Here is a 14,254-nt window from a genome sequence, read left to right as displayed (position 1 = left end):
AGACTTTATTATATCTTTGTGCCCTGATTTAAAAATTACAACGTGAAGATAGGAAACTTGGATTTAGGAGATAGGCCAGTTTTGTTAGCACCAATGGAAGATGTTACCAATCCGCCTTTTAGAGTATTGTGCAAGCGTTATGGAGCAGATTTAATGTACACCGAATTTATATCCTCGGATGCATTGGTTCGTTCTGTTAATCGCACAATGAAGAAGTTGACCATCTTGGAAGAGGAACGACCTGTTGCCATTCAAATTTATGGTAAAGAAGTTGATCCTATGGTTGAAGCTGCAAAGATTGTTGAAGCGGCTAATCCGGAATTTTTAGATTTAAACTTTGGTTGTCCGGTGCGTAAAGTGGCAAGTAAAGGTGCTGGATCGGGTATGATGAGGAACGTACCGCAAATGTTAAAGATTACAGAAGCGGTAGTTAAAGCAGTAAATATTCCAGTAACGGTAAAAACTCGTTTGGGTTGGGATGAAGATTCAAAAATAATTGTTGAGTTGGCAGAACAGCTGCAAGATGTCGGTATTCAAGGATTGACAATTCATGGAAGAACCCGCTGCCAAATGTACAAAGGGGAGGCTGATTGGACTTTAATTGGTGATGTGAAAAACAACCAACGCATGCACATTCCGATTATTGGGAATGGTGACATTACGAATCCTGTAAAGGCAAAAGCAGCTTTTGATAAATATGGCGTTGATGCGATAATGATTGGTCGTGCCGCGGTAGGAAAACCATGGATTTTTAGAGATGTAAAGCATTATTTAAATACTGGCGAATTACTGCCACCTGCAACCGTTTCTCAGCAAGTTAAAATGCTAAAAGAACAAATCGACTCAGCAATTGATTGGATTGACGAGAGACGCGGTATTTTGCATATGAGAAGGCATATGGCTGGAATGTTTAAAGGTCTACCAAATTTTAAGCACACTAGAATTGAGATGCTAAGAGCAGATCATTATGCCGATTTAATGCCAATATTAGATCGAATAGCAATAGAATGGGGAGATCTCCATATAGAAGAAGAATAACAAAAAAGACGCTTTAAGCGTCTTTTTTTATTTAATCATTTTAGGTAATTCTTTCATAAAATAGTCCGGATTGTAAATCGTATAGGATTCAATTCTTCTACTCCAGTGCATCTCCACTTCTTGGATGTATGCTTTTTGAAGTTGTCTGATTTGTTCATCATTCATATTTAATTCCGCCGAGTAGGTTGTGAATTTATATTTAGGATATTCTTTAGGAGCAAAGTCTTTTGTGTATTGAAGTTCAATCTTCTCGCCATTCGAAAGACTGAAAATAATCTTCGATTTTTTAGTTATATACCCAAATATTCTAAATCCCTGATCATTCATTACTTTCCAATTGGTAATTAATTTCACTTTCCCATCTTTGGAAATCAATTGGAAATCTGATTTTACGGTATTGTTAATTTTTGAAAACTTATTTAGTTTAGCGCTTACTCCTTTAATAACTATTTGAGAAGTAAGTTCTGTATTAATGGTAGAAATTGGTTTTGAAATTTCAATTACCTCTTTATTTTTAACGACAGGAACGATTTCTTTTTTTACTTCTTCGTATTTCCATGTTCCATTGTCGAAAAGAAGAACAACTTTTCCCTCAGGTGTTCTTAGTTTAATTTGTGCATCAAGTTGAGTAATACCACAAAATAAGATGAGAGTCAGAATCCAAATATTTTTCATGTATTTGATTTATTTAGTTATTTGAGGAATGTTTTTAATAAAGAAAGATGGATCTACAACCTGGTATTCTTCAGTTCTTTTGCTCCAAGTCATATGGGCTTTCATAACAATCTTACCTCTAAGTTTTTGAAGCTGATCTTCACTTAATTCTAACTCTGCCGTGTAAGTTGAAAAGCCATAACGTTCGAATTCTTTAGGCTCAAACTCATTATTGTACGTTAAGTCAACAGTTTCTCCTCCCAATAGTTCTAAACTAATCTTATTTCCCTTTTTAATAAAGCCAAAATACGAGTAAGCTTCTCCCGTCATTATTTTCCAATCGGTTTTAAGAAATGCTTTTCCACCTTTCGAGCTGATGGTAAAATCGCAGCGAACAATATTCTTATCCTTAAAGTATTTTTTAAGCTTTGCAGATGGTCCATCAATAAATGCTGATTTTGCTACTTCAGCATCTTTTAATACGATTGGATCGTTCGAATTGCTTTTGGGTGCCAAAATGCGTTCTAAATTTCCTGTCACAGTTTGTGGTGCAGCCTCGTTGGCAACTTTTACATCAGCATATTTCCAAGTTCCGTTATCGTAAAGAATTACTACTTTTCCTTTCGATGTTAGAGCTGTTTCTTGTGCATTACTAGCCAAAGAAATACCAAATGCTAAAATGCAAATAACAATAATTTTTCTCATTACAGTATTATTAATTCAGTTATCATTGAAATGGATCTTTTGTCCATTCAGAAATTAAACGATATAGATTGGTAATTTGGTGTTTCGCGAGAAAATAAATTAATTAAATCGCAGAAAACGTTTGGTGATATAACGTACAGGAAAGCGAGATGCAGCGTAACCAATAAGTACCACAGTTGTAAAGATGATAAAAATATCGCTAAAATGAACATTAACAGGGTAGGAATCCGCAATGAATGCACCATTGCCGGCAAACTTAACGAGGCCAAATTTTAATTGCAGAAAACAAATAAAAACACCTAAAATAATTCCTATGCTTGCTCCTAAAAGAGAAATTAACCAACCTTCCAATAGAAAGATGTTTTGAATTGTTTTTTCGTTGGCACCCATGCTACGCAATGTACTGATATCTGATTTTTTATCGAGAATAAGCATGGTTAGAGAGCCAATAACATTAAAAGATGCAATGATTAAAATAAAGGCTAGAATAAAGAAAATAGCCATTTTTTCTGTTTGCATCATTTTAAAAAGAACCTCATGCAATTCAAAACGGTTTTTAACCGTAAAATCATCACCTAAAAGTTTTTGTATTTGATCTTTTAGATCTTCAATATTATCTTGATCTTGAATTGTTAACTCAATAGCACTTACTTCCTTCTTGTAAGAAAATAAGCTGCGTGCAAATTTAAGGGGAACTAAAACATATTGAGAGTCGAAATCTTGCTGAATAACGAAGTAACCCGAAGGATATAGATGTTTTGTTGAAAAAGCATCCATTGGATTATGACTCACTTTTACGCCTCGCTTGGGAACGTAAAATTTAATAGGATCAACAAAAGTAAGCCCAACGCCTAAATCTAGCGCTACGCCGTAACCCAATACGGTAAACTGATGTTTCCCGCTATCCAGTACGAAACTACCATCTACCATCATGGTATCAATGCCTGTCATCATTGTAAAATTCTCGTCAACACCTTTTACGATTGCAGGACGTTGACGATTGCCATATTTTAACAAGGCATTTTCTTCTAATACTTCAGAATAGAACACAACATCCTCCAACTTTCGAATTTGCTCGAAAGTTGAATCGGGAACAAATGTTTTACCAGTTTTAGGAAGTATTTTTAAATCCGGATCAAAGCTTCCATAAAGGTCTTCAATTAGGCCATTTAAGCCATTAAAGGCAGAAAGAACAATAACCAATGCCATGGTTCCTATTGCCACACCAACAACCGAAATAATCGAGATGATATTGATGACATTCTGTTTTTTCTTTGAAAACAGATAGCGTTTGGCAATATGGAAGGCTAAGTTCAAATTCTGCTATGGAATTAATCGAGGGAGAATAGTGTTAATTTGAAATTCAATTAAGAAAGCAAATTGTCGATATTTTCAATGTAATCAAGAGAATCATCAATGAAAAATGCCAATTCTGGAACAATTCTTAGTTGTTTTCCTACTTTTAGTCCTAGAATTCTACGAATATTCTTCGTGTTCATCTTAATTAATTTTAGTGTTGGCTCCTTATCTTGAGAAGGAAAAACACTAAGATAAACTTTAGCAAGTCCTAGATCTGGGCTAATTCTAACTGTAGTAACTGAAATCATTTTACCACCAAAAAGGTTTCTTGATTCCTTTTGAAATATTTCGCTTAAATCCTTTAATAACAATCTTGAAACTTTACTTTGTCTTGTCGTTTCCATATATAATCTTCTAATTTTTTTACAAAGATAAGAGAATATAGTGAATGAACTTGAAGAGAATGACTAAATGAGCTTTAAGGAAATGTGTAAATGGGGAAACGGTTCGTTATTTGCTTCCTAAAATGTGATATTTCCTTTCTTCTTTAAGCTTTCTTTCTACTTTTGTGTGCTTATGGCAGAATTGTTTGAATACGGATATTGGGGCTTATTTTTGGCGAGTTTTTTGGCTGCAACAGTCTTGCCATTTAGTTCGGAGGCAGTTGTAAGTCTTTGTTTGTATTCTGGTTACGATATCAGTTTAACGGTGGTAATTGCTAGTTTGGGGAACTGGGCTGGAGGTTTAACCAGTTATTATTTAGGTTATTTAGGAAAGTGGGAGTGGATTGAGAAAGCTCTTCGAGTAAAAAAAGAAAAAGCCGATAAGGTTAGAAACTATCTTCAAAATAAAGGAAATGCTTTTGCTTTTTTTGCCTTTTTACCCTTTGTTGGTGATTTAATTCCTTTAGGATTAGGCTTACTAAAGACGAATTTTTATTGGATGGCATTTTTTATGGGCGTAGGTAAGTTGTGTCGATACATCGTATGGGCATGGTTAACCATTCAAGCAATAAATTAAGTTTTTGCCAATTTATTTCATTTATCAGTTTCGTTTCATAATTTTGCGAGATAATTTTTTTAAGTATAAACGGCTCAAATTGTGAGCTATTAACAAATCAGATCATGAATACAGTAGTAAGCGGAATCCGATCAACAGGTAATTTGCACCTGGGGAACTATTTCGGTGCCATAAAGAACTTTGTGCAAATGCAGAATGACAACAATTGCTTTTTCTTTATTGCAGACTGGCATTCCCTGACTACTCATCCAAATCCTGCCGATCTTCACACTAATGTAAGAAACGTATTGGCTGAATATCTGGCTTGTGGTATCGATCCTGAAAAGGCTTGTATCTATGTTCAGAGCGATGTACCTGAGATTACAGAATTGTATCTTTTGATGAATATGAATGCTTACCTTGGTGAATTGGAGCGTACAACATCTTTTAAAGATAAGGCACGTAAGCATCCTGAAAATGTAAATGCAGGTTTGTTAACTTACCCTGTTTTAATGGCTGCCGATATTCTAATTCACAGAGCTAAACAAGTTCCTGTTGGAAAAGATCAGGAGCAGAACCTTGAAATGGCTCGTAAATTCGCCAAGAGATTTAATAACACTTACGGTGAAGATTTATTCCCTATTCCACAACCCTATTCATTTACCGGAGAATTTATTAAAATTCCAGGTCTTGATGGTTCAGGAAAAATGGGTAAATCAGAAGGTAATGCAATTGGTTTAATTGAAGATCCTAAAACCCTTCGTAAAAAAGTAATGAAAGCTGTTTCTGATAGTGGTCCTACTGAAATGAATCAGGAAAAGCCAGAAGCCATTCAAAACCTTTTTACTTTGATGGATGTTGTTTCAACAAAAGATACTTACGATTTCTTCAACGACAAATACAACAATTGTGAAATTCGCTATGGCGATTTGAAAAAGCAGTTGGCTGAAGATATTATTAATTTCAACGCTCCTATCCGTGAGAGATTCCTGGAAATTTCTCAAGATGATGAGTACTTAAGAAGAGTAACTCGCTTAGGTGCAGAGCAAGCACGTGAGAGTGCTGCTAAAACACTGGAAGAAGCCAGAAGATTAATGGGATTTCGAAAGTTTTAAGAATAAGCTTTACACAGATATAAAAAATGCCATTCCTTTCGGAGTGGCATTTTCTTTTTAGAGCGTTCCCTTGCGGGGCGGGCTTTTCATTTTCACTCCTCGTTTTATTAATTGCTTCACAAGTAATAAGTTGTGGGTAATTACTGCTTCCAATAGCTATCGGAACCCTAGCGCACCGGTATATACATCTAATCCTTAGTTTTCTCCTCCACCAAAATGGAAGCCTAATTTTACAGATGTGTGGTTGAAATCGTTAAAACGTTCGTTCTGGTCAAAAATTATATTGTGTTGTAGTGTAAAATCTAGATGCCCAAAGCTGATACCGATTTTTGGAGCAATACCAAATTTTGATCCTAATTCGATATCAATAGTATTGTTCATTATTGTACTACTAATGGATCCTAGTTCATAAATACCAATATCTAAACCTGCAAAAGGTCGCAAATTATCACTGCTAACATAGTAATCAATAGTTGATGCATAGCATACAATTGTTGAGACATCTAAAAAGTCATCATCGGCTGCACCAATTGCAGTAGTTTCATATTTTACCCCTAAAAGTAAATTATCATTCATATGAAACTTTGGATTTGCATAAAAACCAATACCGGCATCTAGTTCATCACCACTTGGATTTGCATAACTAGCGCCTAAATCAATTCTGAAAGATCGAAAAGAACCATATTGGGCATGAGAAATACCCGAGAATAGAGTGCAAAATAAAAAGATAATCAGTGTTTTTTTCATTGTTTAATAAGTTGATTGGATGCTGGAAGAATTACATAAGTCTTAAAGCAGTTAATAGTATTAGTTAATAGATAAAATACAATACAGAATGTTGTTATTTGTAGTTTAGATCAATTATTACGCTTGCTTTATGAATATGTTGTAATGTGGAGTAGGATTTTTATGTGAAATATATCACTTTTGGTGTTTCACATAGTATTTTCTCAGATCAATGTGTTGATTGTATGTTATTGTTTACTTTATTATGTATTTAAAGTGCGTTTATGTATAGTTAAAGTATTTAAGGATCTGTTCGCCGAATAGATATGGGCAATCTTAAAAAGTACAGGTATCATTCAATTATCACCCTAAAAAGAAGTTAACAGCATAGAATTTGAACTTGATTTGGTGAATCAGAATAATAAATCTTATTTTTGGAATCAATTAGTAAAAGGTTGGATTTTAGAATTTGCAAATTCAGTGAAACCTTTTTGTCCAATAATTCATACAATCAAAATCAAATCACGATTCAAAAAATGAATATTTTAATATTTCCAATCAGATTTTTATACAAAGTATATTTCTTCCTTTATTTTGCGTTTACACTGATGTTGTTTTACCCAATATTTAAGTTTTTGCTATCGAAAAAGGAACGATTCCCAAGAGCTTTTAAGGTGATTAAAGTATATGCAAAAGTTTGGCTTTACGGATCAGGAATATTTATGAGAGTTAAGGGGAGAGAGAATATTATTACTGATCAGCCTTTCTTGATTTGCTCTAATCATAGTTCTTTTATCGATCCAGCAACTTTGTACATTATTTTTGAGCAGTACTTTGTTTTTACAGGTAAGCAGGAAATTGAAAAATGGCCCTTATTTCATATTTTTTATACTTCTGGAATGAATATTTTAGTGGATCGACACAATAGGCTAGGGGCATTGAAAAGTTTTAAGAAAATGATGGACGTAATAAAGGAAGGTAATCCATTGGTAATATTGCCAGAAGGAACGATTCCTCAAAATGCGCCAAACTTGGGTGAATTTAAACCAGGAGCTGTATCTATAGCTATTCAAATGGGAATTCCGATTTTGCCAATTACACAAACGACCAATTGGAAAAGACTGCAACGAGGAACTATGTTTAAAGGAAATGCCAGTCCTGGATTTGCAGATGTTATCATACACCCAATAATTCCAACTACTGGCTTGAAAAAGGAAGATGCAGAAGCTTTATCCGCAAAATTACGTGCCGTAATTAACAAGCCTTTGCAGGATAAATATGGTATTGAATAATAATAGGTATTTTATTTTTCCATTAATCGATATGGAATGGTAAAGTAGAATTGTGAACCAACACCTTCCTCTGATTCCATCCATATTTTTCCACCCAATAATTCGGTGTAAGCTTTAGCTATAGATAATCCTAATCCTGATCCTTCAATTGTTTTAGTGCTTTCTAACTCTACTTGTCTGAATCGTTCAAATATGATTTTTTGTTGCTCTTCGGGAATACCAATACCTGAATCTTTAACATAGAATTCTAGTTCATCCTCATTTTTAGTATAGCCAAAATCAATCATTCCTGAATTGGTATACTTAATGGCATTTTTAATCAGGTTGGTTAAAATTGAATCCAACATTGATTTATCTAGTAAAATTAAGGCCTCACTTGATGATAAACCAAATTTATAATTTAGAATAATCCCTTTTATATCTGCTTCAGGGAGGAAAAAAGAGTAATAATATTTAATGATTTCGTTGATATTGGTTTCATGATAAATTGGTGTGATTTGCTTGGTTTCAATTTTTGAAACTTCAATGATATCATTAATGGTGGACAACATTCGATCTCCACTTTTCATGATTAAATCAACGTAACGTTGATGCTTTTCACCACTAAGTTGTGGAGTTTGCAATAAATCAGCAAAACCCATGATACCATTCATTGGTGTTCGAATCTCATGGCTCATGTTTGCAAGGAAAGCTGTTTTTAATTTTTCATTTTCTTCGGCCTTTTCTAGAGCAAGTTTTAGTTTTCTTTCATATTCTTTTTGCTCTGTTACATCTGCAAAATTTATTAAGAAATCTTCGCCAAGAACAATTCCTGAGACAGACATTTCTTTATAATCACCATTTTTACATTTGATTTTGTAAATATCGGTTGGGATGTCTGTATTGTATTTTATACAATATTCAAGAGCATTTTTCCAATTGTTAACAACCCATTCACGATATTCTAAATCGGGGTAAACCAATTCATTCCACCGTTCTATTGTTGGTATTTCTTCAATTGTGTAACCAAATTTTTCAACGAAACGGTTGTTGATGTATTTTATTTCAAGGGTTTTAGAATCTAATAAGCCTAATGGAACTGGGACAGATTGTACTAAGTTTTTAAATCGAGTTTCACTTTCTTTTAATTCTTCTTCAGCTTTGATTCTAGCACTAATGTCTTGAATAACACAATAAGTTTGTTTAAAACTACCATCAGGATGGCAGCCTGTGCAACCTTCCAATGAGATGTATATGTAATTGCCATTTTTATGTCTTAGTTTAAAATGAACATTTTGTACATAGCCTCGAGACTTAAGTGTTGGAAAATTCTTCACAAAATTATCACGATAATCTGGATGAAGGAAATCGCCATAATTTTTGCCGATTACCTCTTCTTTATCATAGCCCAATAGGTTAAGCCAAGTGTTATTAACATCAACAAAATCTCCATTCGTATCTAAAGAATGATAACCTAATGGGGCATGATCGTAAAGCGTTTTGTATTTTTCTTCACTTTGCTGTAAAGTGTGATCGTTAAACAAACGTACGATTGCATCTGATAACCTACGGCTTACATCGAGAAGTAGTTTTTGTTCTAATTCTGTCCATTTACGGTCATAAGAACATTGATGAATACCTAAAAAATATGGATTGACTCCAATGTTCAACATTGGGGTAATCAGCTCAGAATATACATTGTTAGAAGAGTTTTCTTCGAAATTTGACGATAAAAATACCTCTAGTTTGTTTGCTTTAATTTTATCATGAATTTCTTGACTGTGTGTTAGTGCGTTACCTTCATTTTGATTTGTAAAAATCCTTTGGGTTTGCTTACGAACGATTTCAAAAGGACGAATTTTGTATTGATCGTTTAACTCTTGCGAGGAAATAAGAAAAGTTCGATCTGATTCAAAAACTTCTTGTAACAAATTCAATACATCCGTAAGCATTTCTTCAATGTCTTTAGCTTGCTCTAGTATGTGATGAATTTTCTCTAAGGTATCGATGTAAGAAAAAAGATTTGCTTTGTCTTCTTCATGTTCAGTGATGTCTCGAGCAATGCCAAGCACAAGATGTTCCCCATTTTCCTCTAGTAATGAAAGGCTCATTTCAACGGGAAATACATGTCCATCTTTTCGTTGATGTTTGGAGAATAGTTTTACATACTTCTCAATTACTAGCTTCCTAAAAAAATCTGCTATTACATCTGGTGATTGAAATTCAGGGTTAATGTCAGGCACAGAGAGGTTTAGTAGATCCTCTTTTTTGTAATTTAATCCCGTACAAGCAGAATTATTTGCTTCAACAATTTTACCCTTTTGATCAAACAAAAACATGGCATCTCCAGAGTTTAAAACAAGAGATTTGTACAATTCAGATTTCGTTTGGTTCTGCATAGTCATAGGTTATTGCATTAGGGCTTGGTATTCTTTCTTTAAATATAGCAAAATAGGTGTCGGATGAAAAATAATCGAGTCAATTTTGAGTCTGATTTTGCGTATGTTGATTGATTTTAAGTAGCGAGTTTAAGTTTAATTAATATTCTAATGCAACTTCCTTACCATCAATTACCCTAAAAGCACCTTCGGCAAGGGCTTCCATTTCATTTTCTCCAGGATAAACAAAGAAATTGGTTAGGTCTTTTACATATTCTTTCAGATCTGAAATAAATCGATCCGAATAGGCAATGCCTCCGGTTATGATAACTCCATTCGCCATGCATTTTAGGGCAACATGGTAAGCACCAATTTCTTTTGCAATTTGGTATACAAAAGCATCGTAAACCAATTGTGCTTTTTTATTTCCACCATCAATTAGGGTAAAAACATCACGTAAATCATCAACACCCAAATAGGCTTTTAGCCCACTGTTTTTACTTAACAAACTTTCAACCTCATTTCTTGGCATGGAGTAACACAAATCCATAACTCCACGACTCGGCAATGCGCCAGCTCGGTTAGGGGAGAAGGGACCCATTCCCATAAGAGCATCGTTTACATCAACAATTTTACCACCATCCACAGCAGCAATTGAAATTCCGCCACCCAAATGCGCAATCACATATTTTGCATCATTAAAATGGATACTTTGTTGCTTTGCGATCTTGCGAGCAGTCATTTTCATGTTTAATGGATGGCCTCTTCGGTTGCGTTGAATGCTTGGAACGCCCGATAAAACCGCCTTTTCTACAATATTACCTGCTGAAACAGGATCTACCGTATAGCTTTCGTTTAACTTGTAATAAGTTGCTAATTTGTTGGCTAACATGCTACCCAAATTCGATGCATGATCGCCATAAGTTCCATTTTTGGCATCGTGTAGAAATTGTTCATTAATGCGATAGGTTCCGCCATCTAGTGGTTTCACAATTCCACCTCGGCCAACGATTCCAACAATTTCAAGATCTTTTTCAGATAGCATTTTGTCTAATCCAGCTTCTACAACTGCATATCGGTAATCAAATTGGTCGGTAACTTTCGAGAATTGATCTAAATCAATCTGCGAATGGCGAATAATATGTTCAGAAACAAGTTCTGATCTATTGTATAATGCGACTTTTGTAGATGTTGATCCTGGGTTAATAACGATCACTATTTGTTTAGAATTCATAGGTGCTTCATTTGTTTTAGAGACTTGAAAATACAAAAAGTTTTTCAGCTTGAAACATATGGTTTTTAAATAAAGTTTAGAATATCAAACCAATTGAATCTTGTACCTAGAATTAGTAATGAGAATGATATATGCTAAAAAAAGATATCTTTGTATGGTATTAATCCGTTAAGGAAAATTCGATATGGACAGAGAATCATTAATCAACAAATATAATGTGCCAGTACCAAGGTACACTAGTTATCCAACAGTTCCGTTTTGGGGAAATGAGCGACCAGATGTAAAACAGTGGTTGAAGGTGGTAAAAAGAACATTTGATGAATCGAATGAGGCAAAAGGAATTAGTGTTTACGTACACTTACCGTATTGCGAACGACTTTGCACTTACTGTGCTTGTACAAAAGTGATTACGCGTAATCATGGAGTAGAAGAGCAATACATTGATGCTGTTTTGCAAGAATGGCAAATTTATCTGAACACTTTTAAAGAGCAACCAATTTTGAGAGAGTTGCATTTGGGAGGTGGAACGCCAACATTTTTCAGCCCTGAAAACCTAAAAAGACTGATTAATGGAATTAAAGAAAATGCAAAACTTCATCCTGAGCACGAGTTCAGTTTCGAAGGGCATCCTAACAATACCACAAGAGATCATTTACAAGCATTATACGACGTTGGATTTAGAAGAGTGAGCTATGGCGTTCAGGATTTTGATCCAGAGGTACAGAGGGTGATTAATCGTAAGCAAAGTTTTGAAACGGTTAAAGAAGTTACCATTGCAGCAAGAGAGATTGGCTATCATTCGGTAAATTTCGATTTGATTTATGGTTTGCCAAAGCAAGAATTGAGCTCGATTAATGATACTTTTGAAAAAGTATCGGAATTGAAACCGGACCGAATTGCATACTATTCGTACGCTCATGTGCCATGGAAAACAAAAGGACAACGAATGTTTACCGACGCGGATATTCCTGATAGTGCAGAAAAACGTGAATTGTATGAGTTAGGAAAAGAAAAATTGGCTGAATTGGGTTACGATGATGTGGGAATGGATCATTTTTCTTTGCCACATGATGAATTGTTTATTGCTCGTGAAGCTAATCGACTGCACCGTAATTTTATGGGATACAATACTTCTCATACCGAATTGTTAATTGGTTTGGGTGCTTCATCTATTTCTGACGCGAAGTATGCTTATTCACAAAATCCGAAGGAGATAAATTTGTATGAGAAAGCTTGTGCAAAGGGCGAATTAGACCTTGTAAAAGGATATTTTTTGACTGATGAGGATTTAATCGTAAAACAGGCAATATTGGATATTACTTGCCGTAGAGAGCTTTCTTTTGAAGGGGAATTGAAAAAATATTTACCAACAGGAATTAAGGCAGAACTGCAAGTGATGCACGATGAGGGAATCATTGTATTAACCGATGATAAACTTGTGGTGACCGATTTAGGTATGATTTTCTTAAGAAACATAGCCAAACCATTCGATAACAAACTGCGCTACTCGAAAAGTGGAGAAGGGAATATGTTCTCGAAAGCAATATAGATATTAAATACTGATAAGATAGAAAAATCCGCTAGTCGTAAATGATTAGCGGATTTTTTATAGCATTAAAAACAAAATCTTACCTATTTATTTCTTGTACAAGAAATCATTTTTAGTGAAATAACCTTCATTTGACACGGCAGCATCACTTACAGAGATACTTGCTGTTTTAAACCAAACTTCAGCATAGTTTCCATCTTCATATTGTTTTTGAACATCACCGCCATGTGTTTCAGCACCCGAACACCAGTTCTTATTAACTTCAGGAGATTTCCCATTGGTTTGATTGTAACAGCCAAGTTTAAAGAAACATCCTTCACCAGTGTAGGCAATTTCGCGTTCCACACCGTCTTGACCAATTGGGAAAAATAATGCTTGAGTTTGTTTAGGAATATCAGCCTTTGTAGCATATTCTGAAGCAATTATATTTTTTGTGAATGATTTGCTTTCATGACCTTCACTTGTAAATTTTAAGCTCATAATACCATCCTTAACCACTATTTCATAAGTGAATTCTTCACCTAATACAATACCATCTTTAGGTTCTTCTGGGTAGGTATTTTCTCCAGACCCGACAACAGATAAGTCATATCCCCAAACAGCTGTTGAATAATCCCATCTTCCAGAATTGTCATCACCCGCAGTATTGATTTCATAATCCCAAAAAACTGAACCTTTGGTATGCCCAGGGAATTTCTTGTAAAATATTTTAAGCGGTTCATTCTCATGTCCATCGGCACTATGAATCTGACCAATAACTACAGCGTAAGATGCTGCTACTCGAGCATCACCAGTAGTTGAAACATTCATCACTTTGAGTGTAGCAGTCAATTTATCATTAGCAGTTTCGGGGTACCATTTTTTTACTTGCGCCAATTCGGTTCTTGTATTGTTAGATGTTCCATGCGTATTTCCTGCATTGGGTGTTTTATAAACCACCCAGTTAGTTTCGCCATCACTTGCAGTATAAAAGAAGTCCTTATGCTCAAAATCATTGGCATGACCGACATTTGAACCATCACCTAAAATCAATTTCCATTCATCGAAAAATGGAGTAACATCACTAGCAAAAATGGTTTCCTGAGCTTCTTTTTTATTTGATTTTTTAGCGGTATTGGAACAGCTACTTAGTACTAGAAAAACACTAAGGATCATGAAGCTTGATAATGATATACTAATTTTATTATTCATTTTTTTAATTGTTTAGTTTCAAAAATCTTTTCTAAATTTTTAATGATAGACATTAGCGTTTGTTCGTTTCAAGCTAATCTAAAAATGAACTTCCG

13 protein-coding genes are annotated in these 14,254 nt (G+C 34.6%); 5 read left to right on the top strand and 8 right to left on the bottom strand.

Annotation, left to right across the window (positions count from 1 at the left end; translation table 11 throughout):
• The first annotated feature begins 42 nt into the window (after positions 1-42).
• Complete coding sequence (dusB, locus tag L3049_RS11405; RefSeq protein WP_275109936.1) at positions 43-1,038, top strand: tRNA dihydrouridine synthase DusB; 996 nt, start codon at positions 43-45, stop codon at positions 1,036-1,038.
• Between the two features lie 27 nt (positions 1,039-1,065).
• On the opposite strand, the gene L3049_RS11400 is transcribed toward dusB, so the two are convergent.
• The 4 genes from L3049_RS11400 to rbfA all read right to left on the bottom strand — a co-directional run bounded on the left by L3049_RS11400 (position 1,066) and on the right by rbfA (position 4,100).
• The gene (locus tag L3049_RS11400) at positions 1,066-1,713 is read right to left on the bottom strand and encodes a hypothetical protein (RefSeq protein ID WP_275109935.1); all 648 of its coding nucleotides are present in this window, start codon (positions 1,711-1,713) and stop codon (positions 1,066-1,068) included.
• Positions 1,714-1,722: 9 nt separating this feature from the next.
• Positions 1,723-2,397, bottom strand: a complete 675-nt coding sequence (locus L3049_RS11395; RefSeq protein WP_275109934.1) for a hypothetical protein — start codon at positions 2,395-2,397, stop codon at positions 1,723-1,725.
• 99 nt (positions 2,398-2,496) lie between these two features.
• Complete coding sequence (locus tag L3049_RS11390) at positions 2,497-3,714, bottom strand: ABC transporter permease (protein ID WP_275109933.1); 1,218 nt, start codon at positions 3,712-3,714, stop codon at positions 2,497-2,499.
• Between the two features lie 50 nt (positions 3,715-3,764).
• Positions 3,765-4,100 carry a 30S ribosome-binding factor RbfA gene (gene rbfA / locus L3049_RS11385; RefSeq protein WP_275109932.1) on the bottom strand — a complete coding sequence of 112 codons (336 nt, stop codon included), beginning with the start codon at positions 4,098-4,100 and terminating at the stop codon, positions 3,765-3,767.
• A 172-nt stretch (positions 4,101-4,272) separates the two neighbouring features.
• On the opposite strand from rbfA, the gene L3049_RS11380 reads away from it, so the two are divergent.
• Both L3049_RS11380 and trpS read left to right on the top strand, forming a co-directional pair.
• Positions 4,273-4,716 carry a YqaA family protein gene (locus tag L3049_RS11380; protein ID WP_275109931.1) on the top strand — a complete coding sequence of 148 codons (444 nt, stop codon included), beginning with the start codon at positions 4,273-4,275 and terminating at the stop codon, positions 4,714-4,716.
• A 104-nt stretch (positions 4,717-4,820) separates the two neighbouring features.
• Entirely contained in the window at positions 4,821-5,810 is a 990-nt protein-coding gene (gene trpS / locus L3049_RS11375) for a tryptophan--tRNA ligase (protein WP_275109930.1), read from the top strand.
• A 195-nt stretch (positions 5,811-6,005) separates the two neighbouring features.
• Here the strand turns inward: trpS and L3049_RS11370 are convergent, their stop codons facing one another.
• Positions 6,006-6,557, bottom strand: coding sequence for an outer membrane beta-barrel protein (locus L3049_RS11370; RefSeq protein WP_275109929.1), 552 nt, complete (start codon positions 6,555-6,557; stop codon positions 6,006-6,008).
• Positions 6,558-7,171: 614 nt separating this feature from the next.
• On the opposite strand from L3049_RS11370, the gene L3049_RS11365 reads away from it, so the two are divergent.
• On the top strand, positions 7,172-7,828 hold the full coding sequence (locus L3049_RS11365) for a lysophospholipid acyltransferase family protein (RefSeq protein WP_275109928.1): 657 nt from the start codon (positions 7,172-7,174) through the stop codon (positions 7,826-7,828).
• An 11-nt stretch (positions 7,829-7,839) separates the two neighbouring features.
• Here L3049_RS11365 and L3049_RS11360 read toward each other — a convergent pair whose 3' ends face one another.
• Positions 7,840-10,212: a PAS domain S-box protein gene (locus L3049_RS11360; protein ID WP_275109927.1), complete on the bottom strand. Its 2,373-nt coding sequence runs from the start codon at positions 10,210-10,212 to the stop codon at positions 7,840-7,842.
• A gap of 133 nt (positions 10,213-10,345) precedes the next feature.
• Positions 10,346-11,419 carry a butyrate kinase gene (gene buk, locus L3049_RS11355; protein WP_275109926.1) on the bottom strand — a complete coding sequence of 358 codons (1,074 nt, stop codon included), beginning with the start codon at positions 11,417-11,419 and terminating at the stop codon, positions 10,346-10,348.
• A gap of 184 nt (positions 11,420-11,603) precedes the next feature.
• Here buk and hemN point away from each other — a divergent pair, with 184 nt between their 5' ends.
• Positions 11,604-12,968, top strand: a complete 1,365-nt coding sequence (gene hemN, locus L3049_RS11350) for an oxygen-independent coproporphyrinogen III oxidase (RefSeq protein WP_275109925.1) — start codon at positions 11,604-11,606, stop codon at positions 12,966-12,968.
• A gap of 87 nt (positions 12,969-13,055) precedes the next feature.
• Here hemN and L3049_RS11345 read toward each other — a convergent pair whose 3' ends face one another.
• Positions 13,056-14,159 carry a polysaccharide lyase family 7 protein gene (locus tag L3049_RS11345; protein ID WP_275109924.1) on the bottom strand — a complete coding sequence of 368 codons (1,104 nt, stop codon included), beginning with the start codon at positions 14,157-14,159 and terminating at the stop codon, positions 13,056-13,058.
• Between the last annotated feature and the right edge of the window lie 95 nt (positions 14,160-14,254).

The organism is Labilibaculum sp. DW002 (assembly GCF_029029525.1).
Classification (GTDB): Bacteria; Bacteroidota; Bacteroidia; order Bacteroidales; family Marinifilaceae; genus Paralabilibaculum; species Paralabilibaculum antarcticum.
Note: the sequence above shows the minus strand (reverse complement) of the source record. Positions and strands in the feature narration are given on the sequence as shown.

Bases quoted from the DNA above. Each gene is read 5' to 3' on its own strand.
- L3049_RS11400 (WP_275109935.1), bottom strand. From the start codon at position 1,713: ATGAAAAATATTTGGATTCTGACTCTCATCTTATTTTGTGGTATTACT.
- L3049_RS11395 (WP_275109934.1), bottom strand. From the start codon at position 2,397: ATGAGAAAAATTATTGTTATTTGCATTTTAGCATTTGGTATTTCTTTG.
- rbfA (WP_275109932.1), bottom strand. From the start codon at position 4,100: ATGGAAACGACAAGACAAAGTAAAGTTTCAAGATTGTTATTAAAGGAT.
- L3049_RS11380 (WP_275109931.1), top strand. From the start codon at position 4,273: ATGGCAGAATTGTTTGAATACGGATATTGGGGCTTATTTTTGGCGAGT.
- trpS (WP_275109930.1), top strand. From the start codon at position 4,821: ATGAATACAGTAGTAAGCGGAATCCGATCAACAGGTAATTTGCACCTG.
- L3049_RS11370 (WP_275109929.1), bottom strand. From the start codon at position 6,557: ATGAAAAAAACACTGATTATCTTTTTATTTTGCACTCTATTCTCGGGT.
- L3049_RS11360 (WP_275109927.1), bottom strand. From the start codon at position 10,212: ATGACTATGCAGAACCAAACGAAATCTGAATTGTACAAATCTCTTGTT.
- buk (WP_275109926.1), bottom strand. From the start codon at position 11,419: ATGAATTCTAAACAAATAGTGATCGTTATTAACCCAGGATCAACATCT.
- hemN (WP_275109925.1), top strand. From the start codon at position 11,604: ATGGACAGAGAATCATTAATCAACAAATATAATGTGCCAGTACCAAGG.
- L3049_RS11345 (WP_275109924.1), bottom strand. From the start codon at position 14,159: ATGAATAATAAAATTAGTATATCATTATCAAGCTTCATGATCCTTAGT.